Origin of the sequence: Aromatoleum toluclasticum ATCC 700605 (assembly GCF_000378245.1) — a bacterium.
Classification (GTDB): Bacteria; Pseudomonadota; Gammaproteobacteria; order Burkholderiales; family Rhodocyclaceae; genus Aromatoleum; species Aromatoleum toluclasticum.
On record NZ_KB899501.1, the window covers coordinates 88,587 to 108,759 of the forward strand.

At 63.2% G+C, this 20,173-nt stretch carries 21 protein-coding genes; 18 read left to right on the forward strand and 3 right to left on the reverse strand.

Annotated elements, in window-relative coordinates; translation table 11 throughout:
- The first annotated feature begins 8 nt into the window (after positions 1 to 8).
- The 12 genes from F464_RS0117855 to F464_RS0117910 all read left to right on the forward strand — a co-directional run bounded on the left by F464_RS0117855 (position 9) and on the right by F464_RS0117910 (position 10,914).
- Complete coding sequence (locus F464_RS0117855; RefSeq protein WP_018991209.1) at positions 9 to 671, forward strand: retropepsin-like aspartic protease family protein; 663 nt, start codon at positions 9 to 11, stop codon at positions 669 to 671.
- A gap of 87 nt (positions 672 to 758) precedes the next feature.
- On the forward strand, positions 759 to 1,301 hold the full coding sequence (locus F464_RS28900; protein ID WP_018991210.1) for a CoA pyrophosphatase: 543 nt from the start codon (positions 759 to 761) through the stop codon (positions 1,299 to 1,301).
- 94 nt (positions 1,302 to 1,395) lie between these two features.
- Complete coding sequence (locus tag F464_RS0117865) at positions 1,396 to 2,163, forward strand: 3-hydroxyacyl-CoA dehydrogenase (protein ID WP_018991211.1); 768 nt, start codon at positions 1,396 to 1,398, stop codon at positions 2,161 to 2,163.
- A 181-nt stretch (positions 2,164 to 2,344) separates the two neighbouring features.
- Complete coding sequence (locus F464_RS0117870; RefSeq protein WP_026296114.1) at positions 2,345 to 4,828, forward strand: heavy metal translocating P-type ATPase; 2,484 nt, start codon at positions 2,345 to 2,347, stop codon at positions 4,826 to 4,828.
- Between the two features lie 6 nt (positions 4,829 to 4,834).
- The gene (ccoS, locus tag F464_RS0117875) at positions 4,835 to 5,038 is read left to right on the forward strand and encodes a cbb3-type cytochrome oxidase assembly protein CcoS (protein WP_018991213.1); all 204 of its coding nucleotides are present in this window, start codon (positions 4,835 to 4,837) and stop codon (positions 5,036 to 5,038) included.
- A gap of 387 nt (positions 5,039 to 5,425) precedes the next feature.
- Complete coding sequence (gene ccoN / locus F464_RS0117880; protein WP_018991214.1) at positions 5,426 to 6,850, forward strand: cytochrome-c oxidase, cbb3-type subunit I; 1,425 nt, start codon at positions 5,426 to 5,428, stop codon at positions 6,848 to 6,850.
- A 15-nt stretch (positions 6,851 to 6,865) separates the two neighbouring features.
- The gene (gene ccoO / locus F464_RS0117885) at positions 6,866 to 7,498 is read left to right on the forward strand and encodes a cytochrome-c oxidase, cbb3-type subunit II (RefSeq protein WP_018991215.1); all 633 of its coding nucleotides are present in this window, start codon (positions 6,866 to 6,868) and stop codon (positions 7,496 to 7,498) included.
- 17 nt (positions 7,499 to 7,515) lie between these two features.
- Complete coding sequence (locus F464_RS0117890) at positions 7,516 to 7,695, forward strand: CcoQ/FixQ family Cbb3-type cytochrome c oxidase assembly chaperone (RefSeq protein ID WP_018991216.1); 180 nt, start codon at positions 7,516 to 7,518, stop codon at positions 7,693 to 7,695.
- Positions 7,696 to 7,697: 2 nt separating this feature from the next.
- Positions 7,698 to 8,603, forward strand: a complete 906-nt coding sequence (gene ccoP, locus F464_RS0117895; protein WP_026296115.1) for a cytochrome-c oxidase, cbb3-type subunit III — start codon at positions 7,698 to 7,700, stop codon at positions 8,601 to 8,603.
- A gap of 97 nt (positions 8,604 to 8,700) precedes the next feature.
- Positions 8,701 to 10,131 (forward strand): cytochrome c oxidase accessory protein CcoG, encoded by a 1,431-nt coding sequence (ccoG, locus tag F464_RS0117900; protein ID WP_018991218.1) that lies wholly within the window; start codon positions 8,701 to 8,703, stop codon positions 10,129 to 10,131.
- Between the two features lie 14 nt (positions 10,132 to 10,145).
- Positions 10,146 to 10,658: a FixH family protein gene (locus tag F464_RS0117905; RefSeq protein ID WP_018991219.1), complete on the forward strand. Its 513-nt coding sequence runs from the start codon at positions 10,146 to 10,148 to the stop codon at positions 10,656 to 10,658.
- Between the two features lie 19 nt (positions 10,659 to 10,677).
- Positions 10,678 to 10,914 carry a hypothetical protein gene (locus F464_RS0117910; RefSeq protein ID WP_018991220.1) on the forward strand — a complete coding sequence of 79 codons (237 nt, stop codon included), beginning with the start codon at positions 10,678 to 10,680 and terminating at the stop codon, positions 10,912 to 10,914.
- Positions 10,915 to 10,977: 63 nt separating this feature from the next.
- On the opposite strand, the gene F464_RS0117915 is transcribed toward F464_RS0117910, so the two are convergent.
- On the reverse strand, positions 10,978 to 11,421 hold the full coding sequence (locus tag F464_RS0117915) for a universal stress protein (RefSeq protein ID WP_018991221.1): 444 nt from the start codon (positions 11,419 to 11,421) through the stop codon (positions 10,978 to 10,980).
- A gap of 145 nt (positions 11,422 to 11,566) precedes the next feature.
- Here F464_RS0117915 and F464_RS0117920 point away from each other — a divergent pair, with 145 nt between their 5' ends.
- Together F464_RS0117920 and F464_RS0117925 are read left to right on the forward strand one after the other, a co-directional pair.
- Entirely contained in the window at positions 11,567 to 12,976 is a 1,410-nt protein-coding gene (locus tag F464_RS0117920) for an MBL fold metallo-hydrolase RNA specificity domain-containing protein (RefSeq protein ID WP_018991222.1), read from the forward strand.
- Positions 12,977 to 13,121: 145 nt separating this feature from the next.
- Complete coding sequence (locus F464_RS0117925; protein ID WP_018991223.1) at positions 13,122 to 14,759, forward strand: PHA/PHB synthase family protein; 1,638 nt, start codon at positions 13,122 to 13,124, stop codon at positions 14,757 to 14,759.
- A 127-nt stretch (positions 14,760 to 14,886) separates the two neighbouring features.
- On the opposite strand, the gene F464_RS0117930 is transcribed toward F464_RS0117925, so the two are convergent.
- The gene (locus F464_RS0117930) at positions 14,887 to 15,573 is read right to left on the reverse strand and encodes a Crp/Fnr family transcriptional regulator (protein WP_018991224.1); all 687 of its coding nucleotides are present in this window, start codon (positions 15,571 to 15,573) and stop codon (positions 14,887 to 14,889) included.
- 103 nt (positions 15,574 to 15,676) lie between these two features.
- Here F464_RS0117930 and F464_RS0117935 point away from each other — a divergent pair, with 103 nt between their 5' ends.
- Genes F464_RS0117935 through F464_RS0117945 form a run of 3 tightly spaced genes read left to right on the forward strand, consistent with a single transcriptional unit; the run spans position 15,677 to position 17,831 of the window.
- Positions 15,677 to 16,900, forward strand: coding sequence for an NnrS family protein (locus F464_RS0117935; RefSeq protein ID WP_018991225.1), 1,224 nt, complete (start codon positions 15,677 to 15,679; stop codon positions 16,898 to 16,900).
- A gap of 5 nt (positions 16,901 to 16,905) precedes the next feature.
- Positions 16,906 to 17,304 carry a SirB2 family protein gene (locus F464_RS0117940; protein WP_018991226.1) on the forward strand — a complete coding sequence of 133 codons (399 nt, stop codon included), beginning with the start codon at positions 16,906 to 16,908 and terminating at the stop codon, positions 17,302 to 17,304.
- On the forward strand, positions 17,301 to 17,831 hold the full coding sequence (locus tag F464_RS0117945) for a hemerythrin domain-containing protein (RefSeq protein ID WP_018991227.1): 531 nt from the start codon (positions 17,301 to 17,303) through the stop codon (positions 17,829 to 17,831). Before F464_RS0117940 ends, F464_RS0117945 begins: the two co-directional genes overlap by 4 nt.
- A gap of 43 nt (positions 17,832 to 17,874) precedes the next feature.
- On the opposite strand, the gene fnr is transcribed toward F464_RS0117945, so the two are convergent.
- Positions 17,875 to 18,615: a fumarate/nitrate reduction transcriptional regulator Fnr gene (gene fnr / locus F464_RS0117950; protein WP_018991228.1), complete on the reverse strand. Its 741-nt coding sequence runs from the start codon at positions 18,613 to 18,615 to the stop codon at positions 17,875 to 17,877.
- Between the two features lie 133 nt (positions 18,616 to 18,748).
- Here fnr and hemN point away from each other — a divergent pair, with 133 nt between their 5' ends.
- Positions 18,749 to 20,140 (forward strand): oxygen-independent coproporphyrinogen III oxidase, encoded by a 1,392-nt coding sequence (gene hemN, locus F464_RS0117955; protein WP_018991229.1) that lies wholly within the window; start codon positions 18,749 to 18,751, stop codon positions 20,138 to 20,140.
- Positions 20,141 to 20,173 lie beyond the last annotated feature (33 nt).

Genomic DNA, 20,173 nt, shown 5'->3' on the forward strand with positions numbered 1-20,173 from the left:
TAAGGTGAATGATGATCAGGCTGGTCGAGATGTATCGAATTCCTCTGCTGGTCGCCGCCGTTGCGGCGTGGCATCCCGTGCTGGCTGCAGACGTAGAATTGGTCGGGCTTTTCGGACGAAAGGCGGTGTTGGTCGTGGATGGCGGGGCTCCGCGCACGCTCGCGGTGGGCGAGCAGACCCGTGACGGGCTGCGCTTGCTCGACGTGACCGAAGGTGCTGCGATCGTCGAGATCGGCGGGGCAAGGCAGAAAGTGGCGCTAGGCGCAGGCCCGGTCCGCGGCAGTTCGGGCGACCAGGGCGGTGCCGCTGCGGTCAGTCTCGTCGCGGATGCTCGCGGACATCATTTTTCCAGCGGCAGCATCAATGGTGCATCGGTGCGCTTCCTGGTGGATACCGGAGCGAGCATGGTCTCGATGGGCGCATCGGATGCGCGTCGTGCGGGGATCGACTTTCACAAGGGTGTGGGCGGCGTGAGCCAGACAGCCAGCGGCCCGGCAAAGGTCTGGAAAGTGAGGCTGGATACGGTGCGTGTCGGCGACGTCACGTTGCACGGCGTCGACGGTCTGATCCACGAGAATGATCTTCCGTTCGTCCTGCTCGGGATGAGCTTCCTCAGCCGCATGGACATGCAGCGGGAAGGCGACCGCCTGACGCTGCGCAAACGGTTCTGAGAGGTGGGCGTGACAAGGAAGGAAGATTCGCGTTCGGAAGTACTCCGGGATGCGGAGTGGTTGCGGCGGCGATTCACCGATGCACGTGTGATCGAAGCCGTGCACGACGATGGCAGCCCGTCGGGGAGTGGTCTGCGGCCAGCAGCGGTGCTGGTGCCGGTCGTTGCGCGCGAACAGGCGCTGACCGTGCTGCTGACGCGCCGCACCGACCATCTGCACCATCATCCCGGGCAGATCAGTTTTCCCGGCGGAAGGGTGGAGGAGACCGACGTTTCGGCGGTGATGACTGCGTTGCGTGAGACGGAAGAAGAGATCGGACTCGATCCCGATTGCATCGAGTTGCTGGGCGAGTTGCCTGAATACCGGACCGGTACGGGGTTTCGCATCACGCCGGTCGTCGGGCTGGTGCATCCGCCGTTTGATCTGGCGCTCGACAGTTTCGAGGTCGCCGAGGCCTTCGAAGTGCCCCTGGCGCATTTTCTCGATCCGGCCCGGCACCAGAAGCATCGGGCGGAGTACCAGGGAAGGATGCGCGAGTACTACGCGATGCCCTATGGCGAGTACTTCATATGGGGCGCAACCGCGGGAATTCTCGTTTCGCTGTACAGATTTCTGGGCGAGGGAAGGTAGTGCGACCGGCGGCTGCAGTTGACGTTGACGTCAACTGCAATTATGTTCCGCCTCCGTGGTGCCGCATGTGGACGGCGATGGAGAGGAGTTCGGCATGAAGATCGAAAACAGCGTATTCGTGGTGACCGGGGGCGGCTCCGGTCTTGGCGCGGCAACGGCGCGCATGCTCGTGGCGGCCGGTGGCAGGGTGGTGCTTGCCGATGTGAACCGCGAGGGTGGGGAAGCGGTCGCGCAGGAACTCGGGGCGAACGCCGTGTTTGCGCAGACCGACGTGACGAGCGAGGAGAGCGCCCGGGCGGCGATCGCGCGTGCGGTGAGCGAATTCGGCGGACTGCACGGGCTCGTCAACTGCGCCGGTATCGCTCCGGCGGAAAAGATCGTGGGCCGCGAGGCGCCGCACCGCCTGGAAACCTTCGCCCGCACGATCAGTGTGAACCTGATCGGCAGCTTCAACATGATGCGCCTTGCGGCCGACGTGATGAGCAAGGCGGCCCCGAACGAAGAGGGTGAGCGGGGCGTGATCGTGAGTACCGCCTCGGTTGCTGCCTACGACGGCCAGATCGGCCAGGCTGCTTATGCGGCGTCAAAGGCCGGGGTGGTCGGGCTGACGCTGCCGGTCGCGCGCGAGCTTGCCCGCTTCGGCATCCGGGTGATGACGATCGCGCCCGGAATCATGGAGACGCCGATGCTGATGGGCATGCCGCAGGAAGTGCAGGACTCCCTCGGCAAGACCGTGCCCTTCCCGTCGCGCATGGGGCGTCCGTCGGAATATGCGGCGCTCGTTCGCCACATCGTGGAAAACGCCTACCTGAACGGCGAGACGATCCGCCTGGACGGCGCTATCCGGATGACCGCGAAGTAATTCGACATTCGGGGCTGTCGGATCGGAGCAGGGGGCGCGCCGTTTGCGGCCGCCCCCGCGTTTTTTCGGGGCTACGGATGCAGCCTTGGTCGGGATCGGGGAAGTGTGCTAAAAGTGCATTCCTCGCAGTTTCATGCTGCGCTGCAGCGGCCACCTGTCCGGCTCCCTTCCGCCCGTCCCGATGACTTCATCCGAAACCGCTCTCCCTGCGTCAGCTCCTGCCGAGGAGTGCTACCACTGCGGCCTGCCCGTCCCGTCGCAGTCCAGCCACCACGTTGCGATCGACGGTGTCGAGCGGCGGATGTGCTGCGTGGGCTGCGAGGCGGTTGCGCGCTCCATCGTCGATAACGGGCTCACGGATTACTACCGGCATCGCGACGCGATGCCGGAGCCGCAAAAGGAGGCCCTGCCCGCGGAACTGCAAGAGCTCGGCCTGTTCGACCACCCGGATTTCCAGAAGAGCTTCGTCGAGCCTGTCGGAGAGCACGAGCGGGAGGCGTCGCTGATCCTCGAGGGGATTACCTGCGCAGCCTGCGTCTGGTTGAACGAGCAGCATGTCTCGCGCCAGCCGGGCGTGTCGCGGGTCGACATCAATTACGCCACGCGGCGCGCGCGGGTGCGCTGGGACGAGCGCCGCACGCGGCTGTCGGAAATCCTCGCGGCCATCCAGGCGATCGGTTACCGCGCCTATCCCTACGACGCGGAGCGTTCCGAGCAGATCGCACAGCGGGAACGTCGCTCGATGCTGTGGCGCCTGTTCGTGGCCGGCTTCGGCATGATGCAGGTGATGATGTATGCCTTCCCGGCGTACCTCGCCGGTGACGGCGGCGACCTGACGCCCGACATCGAACTGTTGATGCGTTGGGCGAGCCTGGTGCTGACCCTGCCGGTGGTCCTGTATTCCGCCGCGCCGTTCTTCCGGCGAGCATGGCGTGACGTCCGGCTGCGTCGCCTGGGCATGGATGTGCCGGTCGCGCTCGGGGTGGGCAGCGCTTTCGGTGCAAGCGTCTGGGCGACGCTGACGGCCGGGGGCGAAGTGTATTTCGACTCCGTGACGATGTTCGTCTTCTTCCTCCTTTGCGGGCGTTACCTCGAAATGGTCGCGCGGCAGAAGGCCGTGCGCGGCGTGGAAGAGCTCGGGAAGGTGCTGCCGGCCTTCGCCGAACGGCTTCCCGACTGGCCGTCCCTGACCGGCGAGCGGGTTCCCGTGTCGCAGCTGGTGGTGGGTGACGTCCTGCGCGTTCGTCCGGGCGAGGTTGTTCCGGCCGACGGCGCCGTGATCGACGGTCGGAGCGATGCCAACGAGGCCCTGCTCACCGGCGAGAGCCTGCCGGTGCCCAAATCGGTCGGCAGCGACGTGACGGGGGGGAGCATCAACATCTCCAGTCCGCTTGCAATCCGGGTCGAGCAGACGGGCGATTCGACCCGGCTGGCCGCGATCCGGCGGCTGATGGAGCGCGCCGCAAGCGAGAAGCCGGCGATCGCCCGGCAGTCGGACAAGGTCGCTGTCGTCTTCATCGTTGCGTTGCTGGTCCTGGCGTGCATTACCGGAGTTGTCTGGTACTTCGTCGATCCCTCGCGGGCCCTGTGGGTGTTCGTGTCGGTGCTGGTCGTGGCATGTCCGTGCGCGTTGTCGCTCGCGACGCCGGTCGCGCTCACGGTCGCGACCGATGCGCTGGCGCGGATGGGCGTGCTCGTGACCCGCGGTCACGCGATCGAGACGCTGGCGAACGCCAATCATTTTGTCTTCGACAAGACCGGGACTCTGACATTGGGGCGCCCGACGCTGGAGGAAACGCTGCCGCTCGGCGATCTCGATGTTCCACAGTTGCAGGCGATCGCCTGCGCGCTGGAGCAATCGTCCGAGCATCCGGTTGCCCGGGCCCTGCGCCGCTCGAGCGACGATGCAGATCTCCCCGCTGTCCGGAATCTCGCGTCGGAAACAGGGCAGGGGGTCACGGGGTTGGTGGATGACGAACCCTACTGGCTGGGACGTCCGGACTTCGTGGCGGCGCATCTGGGTTGCGGCCTGCCTGCGCGCCTCGATGAACTGTCGGGCCGCGGCGGCTCCGTCGTCGCACTTGGCGGGCAGGGGCGCTGGCTAGGGCTCTTTCGTCTGGCCGACGTTCCGCGGCCGGAGGCCGGTCAGTTGAGCGCGAAGCTGGCGGCCGAGGGCGTCCGTACGACCGTGCTGAGCGGGGACGCACAGTCCGTCGCGGATTCGGTCGCAGTTCGCCTGGGGCTGGGTGACGCGCATGGTGGAATGACGCCGCAGGGCAAGCGCGACTTCATTACCGGGTTGCAGCATGATCCGTCGGCAGTCGTGGTCATGGTCGGTGACGGGGTCAATGATGCGCCGGTTCTTGCCCAGGCCCACGTTTCGGTTGCGATGGGGGGAGGCACCGAGCTCGCGCGCAACCAGGGCGACATCGTGCTGCTGAGCGAGAACCTGGCGGGTCTTGGGCGTGGCGTGGACCTCGCCCGGCGCACCCTGACGGTCATCCGGCAGAACCTGTGGTGGTCCTTCGCCTACAACTTCACGTCCATTCCGCTCGCGATGGCGGGACTGGTCACGCCCTGGATGGCGGGGATCGGCATGGCAGGCAGTTCGCTGCTCGTCGTGCTAAATGCCCTACGCCTGCAGGGTAACCGCCGGGTAAATTGACCATCCATGGAAAGTCTTTACATCCTCGTGCCGCTTTCGGTGGTGCTGGTGTTCGTGATCGGCGCGATCTTCTGGTGGTCGCTGCGCTCGGGTCAGTACGATGACATGGAAGGGCCCGCCTATCGCATGCTGATGGACGACCGTGACCTGCCCGAAAGCCGGAAGCCGGAACAGTCCGATGACACTCCCTCGCAGATCAAAAAACAGTGATTCCCGCGACAGCGGCGCGCCTTCGGCTCGCCGCGAGGGGTTTGTTGACCTACGTCAACGCCCTCGAGGACGAGGATTGGCATACTTTTCCTACGGTTTTCGAGATTGGTGCGTCGCGATGCGAGCGCGCCAATCAGGTAAGGAATTTTTGTCTCTCTGTTGGGGTTGGGGGTGCGCTTGATGCGCACCCTTTTTTTTTGCCTGGCATTTTTGCGTATGATGGATTAATCATAACCATGCTGGCAACAGGTTTTTTTTGTAATTGGGTATTTTCACCCACTACTGCAGTGCAATAGAATGTCGGCCGTTGTCACGAGTCCGTGGCGAGCCGTTGCACATGCTCTCCCGGACTGGTGCAGAGGTTTTCTTCATCTCAAGGGGAGTTCCATGCAATCGCAGGCGACTTATAACTACAACGTCGTCCGCCAGTTCTCCATCATGACCGTGGTATGGGGCGTGGTGGGCATGCTGGTGGGAGTGATCGTCGCGGCGCAGCTTGTCTGGCCCGAGCTCAATCTGGGCGAGTGGCTGCATTTCGGCAGGCTGCGTCCGCTTCACACGAACGCAGTGATCTTTGCCTTCGGTGGCTGTGCGCTGTTCGCGACCTCGTATTTCGTCGTGCAGCGGACGTGTCACACGCCGCTGTTCGCGCCGAAGCTGGCGGCCTTCACATTCTGGGGTTGGCAGTTGGTGATCGTGCTGGCGGTGATTACCTTGCCGCTGGGCTTCACCTCCGGCAAGGAATACGCCGAGCTCGAGTGGCCGATCGACATCCTGATCGCCGTGGTGTGGGTGTCCTATGCGATCGTGTTCTTCGGCACGATCGCCAAGCGCAAGACCAGTCATATCTATGTTGCGAACTGGTTCTTCGGTGGCTTCATCCTCACGGTTGCGCTGCTCCACATCGTCAATAGCGCTGCACTCCCGGTCACCCTGACCAAGTCCTACTCCGCCTATGCCGGCGTTCAGGACGCGATGATCCAGTGGTGGTATGGCCACAATGCGGTGGGTTTCTTCCTGACCGCGGGCTTCCTGGGGATGATGTACTACTTCGTGCCGAAGCAGGCCGAGCGCCCCGTCTATTCCTACCGCCTGTCGGTCGTTCACTTCTGGGCGCTGATCTTCACCTACATGTGGGCAGGTCCGCATCACCTGCACTACACGGCGCTGCCCGACTGGACCCAGTCGGTGGGGATGATCTTCTCGCTGATCCTGCTGGCGCCGTCGTGGGGCGGCATGATCAACGGCGTGATGACCCTCTCGGGCGCATGGCACAAGCTGCGCACCGATCCGATCCTGAAGTTCCTGATCACCGCGCTTTCCTTCTACGGCATGTCGACCTTCGAAGGTCCGATGATGTCGATCAAGACGGTCAATGCCCTGTCGCACTACACCGACTGGACCATCGGCCACGTCCATTCTGGCGCTCTGGGCTGGGTTGCGATGATCTCGATCGGCTCGATGTACTACCTGATCCCGCGCATGTACGGCAAGACCCAGATGTACTCGGTCGGCCTGATCAACGCACACTTCTGGATCGCGACGATCGGTATCGTGTTGTACATCGCTTCCATGTGGATTGCCGGTGTGATGCAGGGTCTGATGTGGCGCGCCACGAACCCGGACGGAACGCTGACCTATTCCTTCGTCGAGGGCGTGAAGGCGAGCTACCCGTTCTGGACGATCCGCCTGCTGGGCGGTGTCCTGTTCCTGACCGGCATGCTCATCATGTTCTACAACATGGTCCGGACGATGGCAGGCGAGAAGGCGTATGAGGCGCCCGTGGTCGCCCCCGCTGCTGCCCACGCATAATCGGAGAGACAGAACATGGCTCAATCGAAACACGAATTTATCGAGCGCAGCGTCGGCTGGTTGATCGTGCTGACGCTTTTGACGGTCAGCGTTGGCGGTCTCGTCGAGATCGTCCCGCTGTTCTTCCAGAAGACCACGACAACCGCGATCGACCGCACCGGCAAGCCGCTAGACGTCAAGCCGTACGATCCGTTGCGTCTGGCCGGACGCGACATCTATGTGCGCGAAGGCTGTTACAACTGCCACTCGCAGATGATCCGACCCTTCCGTGCGGAAACCGAGCGCTATGGCCACTACTCGGTCGCAGGCGAGTTCATCTACGACCGTCCGTTCCAGTGGGGTTCGAAGCGTACCGGTCCGGACCTCGCGCGAGTCGGCGGCCGCTATTCGGACGAGTGGCACCGCGTACACCTGAACAATCCGCGCGATGTCGTGCCTGAGTCGAACATGCCCGCGTTCCCGTGGCTGCTGCGCCCGGTCAAGTCCGACGACATCGAGGACAAAATGCACGCGCTGCAGAAGCTGGGACACCCTTACACCGCCGAGGAAATCGCCGGTGCGCGGGCTGCGCTCGAAGGCAAGTCGGAAATGGATGCCATCGTGGCCTACCTCCAGGGCTTGGGCATCGCTCTGTCGAACTTCAAGTAAGAAAAAGGAGACGCGCCGTGGATATCAACGATTTCCGATCCCTTATCACCGTGCTCGGTCTCGCCTGTTTCGTCGCGATCTGCGTATGGGCATACAGCAAGAGTGCGCGGGCAGGTTTCGAGGAGGCGGCGCGACTTCCCTTCACCGATGACGATGCGCCGTCCCTTGCTGCGGGACGGCACACCAAGGAAGGATAAAAATGGCTGACTTTATTAGCGGCTTCTGGAACGCGTATGTGATGGGCCTGGTGGGCCTGAGCTTGCTGTTCTGTCTGTTCGTGCTCATGTCGAACAACAAGCGGGAAACCGGGCCGGTGGAACTGCACGGCCACGTGTGGGACGAAAACCTGGCCGAGTACAACAACCCGCTGCCGCGCTGGTGGTTATACCTTTTCTGGATCACGCTGATCTTTGCGGTCGTGTATCTGTCGATGTATCCGGGTTTTGGTAATACGAAAGGTGTGCTGGGCTGGAGTGCCGTCGGTCAGTACGAAACCGAAATGCGGCAGGCCGAACAGCGTTACGCCCCGATCTTTGCCAAGTTCCAAGGCATGGAAATCCCTGCGGTCGCGGCCGACGAGGAAGCACGCGGAGCCGGCAAGCGCCTGTTCGTGACCTACTGCGCCCAGTGCCACGGGGCGGATGCCCGCGGTGCGAAGGGCTTCCCGAACCTGAGCGACAAGGTCTGGAACTGGGGTGGCGAGCCCGAGACGATCAAGACCACAATCACAGGCGGGCGTCAGGCCATGATGCCCCCGTTCGGACCGGTGCTCGGGCCGGACGGGGTCAAGGACGTCGTGAACTACGTGCGTTCGTTGTCAGGTCTCGCCCACGATTCGCTGCGCGCCCAGCGCGGCGCGGAGCTTTTCCAGCAGAACTGCGTCGCGTGTCACGGTCCCGAGGCGAAGGGAACCCAGGCAATGGGTGCTCCGAACCTGACCGATAGCGACTGGCTGTACGGTTCGTCGGAAGCCACGATCACGGAGACCGTGCAACTTGGACGCACCAACCGCATGCCCGGATTCGGCGAGTTCCTCGGCGAGGCCAAGGTTCATCTGCTGGCGTCGTATGTTTATAGCCTGTCGAACCAAGCTGTCGCCAAGTAAGTCGAAATCCTGAGTTAGTTGCAGTGCTGCTTGGTCCCCGGGGCATGCCCCGGGGAAAATTGTCACCGGTAAATCAGAAGATACGGATATAGCGATAATGAGCGATCCGGTACGCGTGCGCGTGGTCTCGAAATCGCAGCTTCGGGAAGAGCAAGGCGACGATCTGTATGTGGCTAGGCAGAAGATTCATGTCCGGTCGGCGAAAGGAGTCTTTGCAAACTGGCGCTGGGCCTTCGTCTGGCTGACTCAGATCATCTATTACGGCCTGCCATGGCTGACCTGGAACGACCGGCAGGCGGTCCTGTTCCACCTCACCGAACGCAAGTTCTACATCTTCGGCTGGGTCTTCTGGCCCCAGGACGTGTTCTATCTTGCGATCCTGCTCATAATTTCGGCTTGCGCCCTGTTCTTCTTTACCGCGATCGCCGGTCGTCTGTGGTGCGGATATGCCTGTCCGCAAACGGTCTACACCGAGATTTTCATGTGGATCGAAGAGAAGATCGAGGGCGATCACAACAAGCGTCGCAAGCTCGAGACCGCTCCGATGGATGCGCGGAAGTTCGGCCTGCGCGCCGCCAAGTTTTCGGCGTGGGGGGTGTTTTCCCTGTGGACGGGTTTCACGCTCGTCGCCTACTTCACCCCGGTCGCGGAGCTTCTGCAGTCCGCCAGGACCTTTGGCTTCGGACCGTGGGAGCTGTTCTGGATCCTGTTCTACGGCGGTTTCACGTATCTGTTCGCGGGCGTGATGCGCGAGCAGGTGTGCAAGTACATGTGCCCCTATGCGCGTTTCCAGAGCGTCATGTTCGACGCCGATACGCTCGTCGTCACCTATGACGAGGAGCGGGGGGAGCCGCGCGGTACCCGGCGCAAGGGTGTAGATCCACGCAGTGTCGGAGTGGGGGATTGTATCGACTGCGGCATCTGCGTGCAGGTGTGCCCCACGGGTATCGACATCCGCCAGGGGCTCCAGTACGAGTGCATCGGGTGTGGCGCCTGCATCGACGGTTGCGATCAGGTGATGGACAAGATGGGCTATCCCCGCGGCTTGATCCGCTATTCGACGGAGAATGCGGTACGCCGTCATTGGGGCAGGAGCGAGATCGTGCGGCACGTGCTGCGTCCGCGCACGCTGATCTACGGCGGCGTTCTGACTTTGATTCTGCTGGCGACGGTTTGGAGCCTGGCAATGCGGTCGGACCTGCGTGTGGATGTGATTCGTGATCGTGCAACGCTGGCGCGCGAAGTCCCGGGCGGACTGATCGAGAACGTTTATCAGTTACGCATCATGAACATGCAGGAGGTCACACGCCCGGTCGTGGTGCGCGTGTCCGGTCTGGAGGGCATCCGGCTGGAAGGGCAGCAGGAGTTCGAGATCAAGCCGGCCATGACCGAATCGGTAACGGTGCAGGTGCAGGTGCCGCCCGAGGCGGCGACGCCGGGTAGCCACGAGATCGTTTTCGAGTTCGGTGTTCCGGGCGACCCCGGTGTTGCCGTCCGCGAACGTACAACTTTCCTCCTTCCGCGCTAATCAGGAGTAGACGCATGCAAAGTGCAAACATGCACAAGACTCTGGAACCTTGGTATCGGCAGGGCTGGCCCTGGTTCCTGATCGCCGTTCCTGCCGCATCCGTGGTCGCCGGGATGGTGACCCTGTGGCTTGCGGTGACCTCCTGGGACGGTCTGGTCGTCGATGACTATTATCAGGAGGGCAAGGCGATTGAAAAGACGATCGCCCGGTCGCTGAAGGCTGCAGAGTTGGGATTGCTCGCCGACGTCAGGCTGCGCTCCGACGAGGTGACGCTTGAACTTTCGTCCGCGGCCAATGCGCCACTTCCGCCCACCGTCGTGCTGACGATTTCCCATCCGACTCGTGCCGGGATGGACCAGGTTCTAGTGCTCAAGCGTCGTGATGGCGTGTTTGCGGCACCGCTTGCACCGCTGTCTTCCGGACGGTGGCTGCTGCAGGTGGAGGACGAGTCGCACAACTGGCGCATGAACGGGTCGGCGAACATTCCGGCCGATTCTGTGGTCCGCATCGTTCCCGTCAAGTCCTGACCGCTGCCCAGGGGATGCAATGCTGAAATGGATACAGGTGTTGTGGCCGTCATTTCTGGTGGCCGGCCTTGCCGAGGCCGTCTTCTTCGCGGTGATCGATCCGCAGGAGCTCTACCTCTTCGGCGAACCCGTGCATTACTCGCTCACGGCCACATATTCGGTCGGCTTCTTCGGATTCTGGCTGGTGGGAGCAGCGTCCAGCCTGCTGACGCTGTTCTTTCAGCGCAGCGCCGCGGACATCAACAGGAAGGCGTAATGTCGGCATCGGGCTGCGATCCTTCGCTGCCCGATGCGCATTTGGTCCGCAGTCCGCTGCGGGTCAGCGGTATACGAGTACGGGGATCTTGCTGTGGGTGAGAACCTTCTGCGTCTCGCTGCCCAAGAGCAGGCCGGCGATGCCGCGACGCCCGTGCGACGCCATGAAGATCAGGTCACAGCCATGGCGTTGGGCGGCGTCGATGACGGCTTCATACGGTACTTCGTTGACGATCGTGTCGGAGTCGGAGGCGACGCCTGCCTCATCGGCGGCGCTCTTCGCCGCATCGAGGATGCGTTGTGCCTCATCCGCGGCAGCCTTGCTGAACTGCTCCGGCGTGGTGGGATCGATCAACGCTCCTTCCCCGTATATCGGCATGGGAAAGTCGGGCTGTGCATAGAAGAACGTGATACGCGCACCGGCGTCCTTCGCGAAGGACACGGCACGGGCCACGGTGCTCTCGGAAAGCAGAGAGCCATCGGTGGGAACCAGTATGTGCTTGAACATCGTGCATCTCCTAATGTTTTGCAAGGACGGCTCGATTATAGCGAGCCCGCTTGTGCGAAAGCGACGGTAATGCAGCCAGGCTGTTGATTCCCGTCAAGCTTCGTCGCTGTCGCGTCATGCAGTCAACGGTCATGTGGGAGGCAGCATGGATCTGACATTTTTCGGGGCGGCCGGCGAAGTTACCGGCTCGTGTGCGCGTCTGCACTACGACGGCGGTACGTTTCTCGTCGACTGCGGCCTGTTCCAGGGCGGACGGGATGCGGACCGGAAGAATCTGCAGGCGCTCGACTTCGATCTGCGCGGAGTCGATTTCGTGCTACTGACGCATGCCCACCTGGATCACTCGGGTCTTGTCCCGCGGCTTGTGTCGCTCGGTTATACGGGCAGGATCTACGCCACGGCAGCGACTGTTGACCTGCTGGGCGTGATGTTGCTCGATTCCGCGCACATCATGGAAAAGGAGGCGGAGTGGATCAACCGGGGCAAGCGCCAGCGAAATCTGCGTCGCGGCTACGTGGCGGGGCCCCTCTATACGGTCAATCAGGCCCGGGCGAGCCTGACGAGCCTGCGCAAGGTGGCGTACGGCGAAGAGCTGAATCCGCACCCGGGAGTCCGATGCCGTTTCCATGACGCCGGGCACATCCTCGGATCGGCGGTGATCGAACTCGATATCGAATCGGGTGGCGTTGTGCGCAAGGTGGTGTTCAGCGGCGACCTCGGGCAGCCGGCCAGACCGGTACTGCGCGATCCCACTCCCGTGCCGGAGGCGGACTTCCTCGTCGTCGAGTCGACTTACGGCAATCGCGCTCACCGTGCGATGGCTGAAACGGAGAGGGAGCTGATCGCGGTCCTGCGGGACACGCTGCAGCGCAGGAAGGGTAACGTCATCATTCCGGCATTTGCGGTTGGCCGCACGCAGGAAATGGTGTTCGTGCTGGCGAACCTCGTGCGTCAGGGTAAGGTGGATGCGCTCGATGTCGTTGTCGATTCGCCCATGGCTTCAGCGGTCACGGAACTCACGCTGCGCTACGACGAGCTGTGGGACGACGAGACGCGCGAGTTGCTGGAATGGATTCGCGCGCACGGCGAGCGCATGCGCCTCAGATTCGTTCAGGACGTGGAAGAGTCGAAGGCGCTGAACAACGAGCGCTCGGGACTGGTGATCATCTCGGCCAGCGGAATGTGCGAGGCCGGTCGGATCAAGCATCACCTGCGTTACAACATCGATCGCAGCGAATGCAGTGTCGTGATCTGCGGTTTCCAGGCGGCCGGTACGCTGGGCCGGCGCCTGGTCGATGGTGCCCGTGCGGTCACCCTGTTCGGCGAGCGGGTACCGGTGCGGGCGGAGATCCACACGATTGGTGGCCTGTCCGCCCATGCCGACCAGCCGGCCCTGTTGGCATGGCTGTCGAAGTTCGTGCGGCCGCCGCGGCATACATTTGTCGTGCATGGTGAACAGCAAGCAGCATCTGCGCTTGCCGATGCCGTCGATGAGCAACTGGGCTGGCCGCATGTCACGGTTCCCGTTGCGGGGCGCTGTTATAGTTTGACTTGAGCGTCATCGAGAAGTGCGGGAGCGTCCAGGAATGAAGAACGGAACGGCAATCAGGAAACACGGTTCAGGTGATCCCCCGCGGTCCGTCCGGCGGGCGCTGCGAGAAATCCACGACAGTGTAGAAGGAAGTCTCGATCCGCTGGGGATGGCGGCTCCCATCGTGCATGCGCAGCTCGCATGGCTATCCCATCCCCAGGAACTCGCCGAGCGCATGGTGGAGCTCTCGAGCGATCTGTGGCGCCTGCAGTGGCATTCCGCCTGCCGCGCGATGGGGCTCGCCAGCAAGGATCCCGTCGTCCCCAATGCCGACGATGCGCGCTTTGCCGATTCCGCGTGGACCGATTCGGCGACGTGGGACCTGACGAAGGAGTGGTACCTCGCCCTCACGCACCACATGCAGGACATGCTCTTCGACACGCCGGGGCTCTCGAGCAAGGAGCGTCGCCGCGCTGCGTTCTGGTGGCGCAAGTGGCTCAACGCCGTTGCGCCGACCAATTTCTTCTGGACGAATCCGGTTGCGATCCGCAAGGCCGTCGAGACGAAGGGCGAAAGCCTTGCGGACGGTGTGCGCAACATGCTCGCCGACCTCGAGGCGGGCGAGATTCGCCTGAGCAGTCCAGGCGATTTCAAGGTGGGGGTGACTCTGGGCACGACCGAGGGGTCGGTCGTCTTCCGCAACCGTCTGCTGGAGGTGATCCACTACGCGCCGACGCAGCCGAAGGTGCATGCGGAGCCGGTCGTGATCGTCACGCCCTGGATCAACAAGTTTTACATCCTCGACCTCACGCCGAAGAAGAGCATGGTCCGCTACCTGCTGGATCAGGGCCTGGACGTGTTCATCACGAGCTGGAAGAACCCGGACTCGTCGATGCGTGACGTCACCTTCGACAGCTATCTGGAGGATGGCGTCCACGCCATCGTCGAAACGGCACGCAGGTTGACCGGCGCGCCGAAGGTGCATGCTGTCGGTTACTGCATCGGAGGGACGGCCCTGGCGATGTACATGGCGTGGGCAAATCGCCGCTTCGCGGCGGACGAGGTGCCGGTGGCCGACTGGACCCTGTTCACGACCCTTGTGGACTTTCATCGTCCGGGTGACATCGAGGTCTTCATCGATGAGGCGAGCGTCCGCTACCTGTCGGAGAACATGGCCCGCAAGGGCTTTCTTGAAGGCAAGGAAATGGCATCGGCCTTCCGCCTGCTCCGCTCCAACAGCCTGATCTGGCACTACGTCGTGCACGGCTGGCTGTATGGCGAGGCGCCTGCTCCGTTCGACGTGCTGTACTGGAACATGGACGCCACGCGCATGCCCTATGCGATGCATTCGTGGTACCTGCGCGAACTCTACCTTGAGAATCGTCTGATCGCGGTCGATGGGCTGACGATATCCGGGCAGCCTATCGATCTGTCCCGCATCGTTCAGCCCTTGTATGCCGTGGCGGCCGAAGACGACCACATCGCGCCGTGGGAACAGGCGTATCGCATCAACAACCTCGTCACCGGCCCCCGGCGCTTCGTGCTGTCGAGCTCGGGCCATATCCTCGGCATCGTCAATCCGCCGGTGAATCCGCCGAAGCGCAAGTACTGGGCGGCGGCGGCGCGCCGCACGGACAAGGCCGACGACTGGCGCAAGCACGCGGACGAGCATGACGGCAGCTGGTGGGGGGACTGGATGGACTGGCTCAAACCGCGTTGTGGCGAGCTTGTCGAGGCCCGTCCGGCCGCGTCCGAGGCATTTCCCGAACTTTCGAAAGCACCCGGCCAGTACGTCCTCGAGCGCTGATCCTCGCTCCGGTCGGCGGCTGGATCCGTAGGCGGGGCCGGGTGGTTTCGCCCGATTGACCCCTGTCAAGGTCACACGGGGCCTGCGCACCGAGAATTCCTCGGCAAACCCCGCTAACGGGTGCCGGTCAGCCCTGATGGCGGGCCAGGCGGGCGGGGTCGAGCAGGGAGATGTGTTTGCCGTGTACCGTGATGAGTCCCGCTTCGGACAGGTCGTGAAAAATTCGCGACAGTGTTTCGGGCGTCAGATTGAGCCGCGAGGCGATGACCTGCTTGCTGGTCGGCAGGGCGATGTCGCAGGCGACGCCACTTTCGCTATCGACCTGCTGCAGCAGGTAGCCGATCACGCGTTGCATGCTCGAGCGCAAGGAATAGGTCTCGACGTCCTGGATCATGCCGTGAAGGCGGATTGCCATGCCGGCGAGGAGTTTGCGCGCAAATCCCGGATCCTGGTCGATGAGCTCGGACACCACGGCCTGGCCGATGTGCAGCAGCTGCGTCGACGTGAGGGCTTCGGCGAAAACCGGGTAGGGACGGTTGAGGAACATCACGGCCTCGCCGAAAGTGTGCATCGGGCTGATGATCTCGACCACCTTTTCGTTACCCTGCGCCGACGAAACCGCGAGCTTTATCTGACCCGAGGCGATGTAGTAGAAGCCATGCACGGGATCGCCGCGCTGGAACAGGATTTCGCCCTTCTCGAGGTGGCGTTCGCGGGTGAAGCGGGCAACACGGTCGATCTCCTCTGCGGTCAGTTCGCTGAAGAAAGAAACCTGGCGCAGTGCGGTGGGAATATCGACTGGACGGTTGGGCATTTCGGACTCCGTGGAGAAACTTGTGCATTTTAACCCGCAACCCAACACGGGCCGCGACCCGGCGTCCCGCAAACTGTCTCCGCTGGGGGCGACAGGAGACAAGATGCAGGCGCCGGAGAAGCCCGCTTCCACCTCATTCATGCTGTTTGTTGCGCCGCACCGGACAATGTTCCTGTCCGGCGGGGTGATGCTTCTCGTCAGCTTTGCGATGTGGGCCTTGGAGCTTGGAGCGCGTGCGGGACTGCTGCCGGCAGTCGCCTGGATGCTCCCGCCGGGGTGGATGCACGCCCTGCTCGTGACGAGCGGCGTGTTTCCATTCTTCATGTTCGGCTTTCTCCTCACTGCCATGCCGCGCTGGCAGGGCTACGACGAGATCGCGTCGGGGCGCTGGGTATGGTCCTGGCGCCTGCTGGCGGCAGGATGGGCGTTGGCCATCGTGGGCATGGTCGTGCCCGGCCTTGTCGTTCCGGGTCTGGTGCTGGTACTTGCCGGATGGGGCGGGGTGCAGCGCATCCTGTGGCAGGTCGCGCATCACGGCGACCTTGAGGCGCTGCATGCCCGTCTCGTGTGCTATGCACTGATCGCCGGGATGGCTGCCGTGCTGGCCTGGATAGGCTTTGCGCTGACCGGCAATCCGGTCTGGGCGCGCGTCGCGATCGAGCTTGCAGTGTTCTGCTCGCTGCTGCCGGTGTTCTTCGGCGTGTGCCACCGCATGGTGCCGTTCTTTTCGAGCAGCGTGATCCCGGCCTACGTGATGGTGCGGCCGCCGTGGGTCATGGTGCTCGTCGTCGGCGGCAGCGTGCTGCATGCCGGGCTCGATGTCGCGGAACTGCAATCCCTGCGCTGGATCGTGGATGCTCCGGCCGCCGTCGCGGCCCTGTGGCTGTCATGGAAGTGGAGGCCTGTCCCGGCGATGAAGGTGCCTCTGCTCGGGATGCTGCACATCGGTTTCCTCTGGCTTGGAATCGCGCTGGCGCTTTTCGCCATCCAGGGACTCGCGTCCCTGCTGGGTTACCGCGTGTTGGGAATGGCGCCGCTGCACGCACTGGGCGTCGGATTCTTCGGATCCGTCCTGATGGCGATGGTGTCGCGGGTGACCCTCGGGCACTCGGGCCGCAAGCTCGCGGCGGATCGTCTGACCTGGGGGCTGTTCCTCGGTCTCGAAGGGGTCGTGGTCGTGCGCATTGCCGCGGAACTCGTCCCCGCGGGCTCGTCGGCGGTCGTCATGCTGCTGGCCGTGCTCGGCTGGCTGGGCGTGTTCGGCGCATGGGCGTCGCGCTACCTGCCGATCTACTGGCGCCCGCGCAGCGACGGACGCCCGGGCTGAGTGCCATGTATCCGGCGATCAAGCACCTGCACGTCCTGTGCGCGGTCCTGAGCATCAGCGGCTTCCTGCTGCAGGGGGTCTGGATGATGCGGAGAAGTCCGCTGCTCGATCACCGCGTCACGCGCACCCTGCCGCATGTCATCGACAGCGTGTTTTTCGGCAGCGCGATCACGCTCGCGACCATGAGCGGCCAGTATCCCTTCGTCGCGCCGTGGGTCACGGCAAAGGTCGCCGCGCTTGTCGTCTATATACTGCTTGGCGCGACAGCGCTGCGCTGGGGGCGCACCATGCGCGTCCGGGTGCTGGCGCTGTTCGCGGCCCTGCTTACCTTTTCATGGATCGTGTCGGTGGCTCTCAGCAAGGACCCGGCAGGATTCCTCGCGTTTGCCGGAGTGTTCCGATGACCGATTCGCTGATTCCTTCATCCCCGGGTTTCGAGACGCCTCTCGAGATGCTCGAAGCCTGCCATGAGCGCCTGCAAGCGCAGCTTGCGACTCTGGCGCGGCTCGCCGCCTGGCTGCCGGAGCATGGTCCGGACCGGCAGGCGCAGCAGGCGGCGAGCAACGTGATGCGCTACTTCGATGTCGCTGCCGTGAAGCACCATCAGGACGAGGAGGACGACCTCCTTCCCGTCCTGCGGGCACGTGCCGATGAAGCCCGGCGCGCAGAGCTCGGCACGCTCATCGACTGGATACTGGCCGATCACCAGAAGCTCTTTGCCGGCTGGGCGCGGATGCGGGCGCGGCTCGAGCGCATCGCCGGCGGTGAAAACGCCGAGCTGTCACCGGCAGACGTCGAGGCGTTCGCCGATGCCTACCGTCGTCACATCCAGCGCGAGGAGGGGGAGTTGCTGCCGATCGCACGGGCTCTGCTCTCAGAGCAGGACATCGCCGCCCTGTCGGGAACGATGACCGCGCGGCGGCGTCAATAGCGCACGAAGCCGGCGATCTGCCGGGCGAAAGGGGAGCGTCCCGTCAGGGGCGTGACGAAGGGTGCTGGATCAGCCGCTTCAGGCCGACGATGTCCAGAATGCGAATGTGCTTCTGCTGCACTGCGATCAGGCCCTCGTCCTGGAACTTCGAAAAGGCGCGTGATACCGTTTCGAGCTTCAGGCCGAGATAGGAGCCGATCTCCTCGCGCGTCATGCGCAAGTGGAACTCCGCCGGAGAGAAGCCGCGCGCCGTGAAACGTTGCGACATGTTGAGCAGGAAGGCCGCCAAGCGCTCTTCCGCACGCATCGAGCCGAGGAGCGTCATCACGCCATGATCGCGCACGATCTCGCGGCTCATCACCTTGTGGAACTGCAACTGCAGCCCCTCGACCACCCGCGACAGCTCTTCGAGCTTGCCGTACGCGATCACGCAGACTTCGCTGTCCTCCAGCGCGATTGCGTTGCAGGAGTGCGCCTCGGTGCTGATGCCGTCGAGGCCCAGCATCTCGCCTGTCATCTGGAAGCCGGTGACCTGCTCTCGCCCGTCCTCGAGCAGCACGTCGGTCTTGAACGACCCGGCGCGGATCGCATAGATCGCTTCGAAGGGATCGCCCGCGCGATACAGATGCTGTTGCCGCTTGATCTTGCGGCGCGCGCCGACGAGTTCGTCGAGACGGTCGATTTCCGATTCCGACATCCCGAACGGCAGGCACAACTCGACAAGGTTGCACTGGGAACATGCGACCTTCAGACTCGCAACTGTAATCGGCACCGTCGCCTTCATTTGCACGATAATATCGTTCCTTCTACATCGACCGAGAAGTGGCAGGCGTCCGGCGGAATGGACCGTTGATCCACGTCAACCACGAAACTGCGGCTTTTTGAGATCGTACGGAATGCACTCAAGCGATACAACCATGACCAGTCAGAAAGATCTTGTGTTCGACCAGCAGTTGATTCGCCGGTTCGACATCAACGGGCCGCGCTACACGTCCTACCCGACGGCTGATCGCTTCGTCGAAGCGTTCGATGCTCGTGCATTGCGGGACTGGCTGGCGCAACGCGGCGTCGGGGGCGTGAGTAAACCGCTCTCATTATACTTCCACATCCCGTTCTGTAACACGATCTGCTACTACTGCGCCTGCAACAAGATCATCACCAAGGATCACGCGCGTTCCGCCAAGTATCTGAAATATCTCGATAAGGAAATCGAGATGCAGGCTGCTGTACTGGGCGGAAGCCATCAGGTGACGCAGCTGCACCTCGGCGGCGGAACGCCGACCTTCCTGTCGCACGATGAGCTGCGCGAGCTCATGGATTCGGTGCGCAGACGTTTCACGCTGGTGCCCAACGGCGAGTATTCGATCGAGGTCGATCCGCGCAAGGTCGACTTCGATACCGTGAAGCTGCTCGCCGACCTCGGGTTCAACCGCATGAGCGTCGGCGTGCAGGATTTCAACGAAGACGTGCAGGAGGCGGTCAACCGCATCCAGAGCTACGACGAGACGAAACTCGTCATCGATGCGGCCCGGGCTACCGGCTTCAAGTCGATCAGCATGGACCTGATCTACGGCCTGCCGCGCCAGAACATCATCAGCTTCAATCGCACGCTCGAGCAGGTGCTGCAGCTGTCGCCCGATCGCATCTCGCTATACAGCTACGCGCACCTGCCGGGCTTGTTCAAGCCGCAGCGCCGCATCGCGATCAACGACATGCCGACGTCGGACACCAAGCTGCAGATCCTGCAACTGGCGATCCGCCGCCTGACCGAGGCGGGCTACGTCTATATCGGCATGGACCACTTCGCGAAGCCGGACGACGAGCTGACGATCGCGCAGCGCCAGGGACGCCTGCACCGCAATTTCCAGGGGTATTCGACGCAGGCCGAGTGCGACCTGCTGGCCTTCGGCGTGTCGGCGATCGGCAAGATCGGCCCGGTGTACTCGCAGAACGTGAAGACGCTCGACGAGTACTACGATGCCCTCGATCGCGACGAGCTGCCCGTGCTGCGCGGCGTCGAGCTTACCGCCGACGACCTGCTGCGCCGTTCGATCATCCAGGCCCTGATGTGCCACTTCGAACTGTCGATCGACTCGATCGAGATTGCGCACCTGATCAAGTTCGACGAATACTTTGCCTCCGAACTCGAGGATCTGAAGGCGATGGAGGAAGCCGGCCTGCTGAAGGTCAGCGACAAGTGGATCAGCGTGCTGCCCCCTGGGCGTCTGCTGGTGCGCGGCATCGCGATGGTATTCGACCGCTACCTGCGCGCCGACCGCGAGCGCGCGCGCTATTCGAAGGTCATCTGAGCCGGGCCTGCTGCCCGCGGCCGCGGGCTGTGC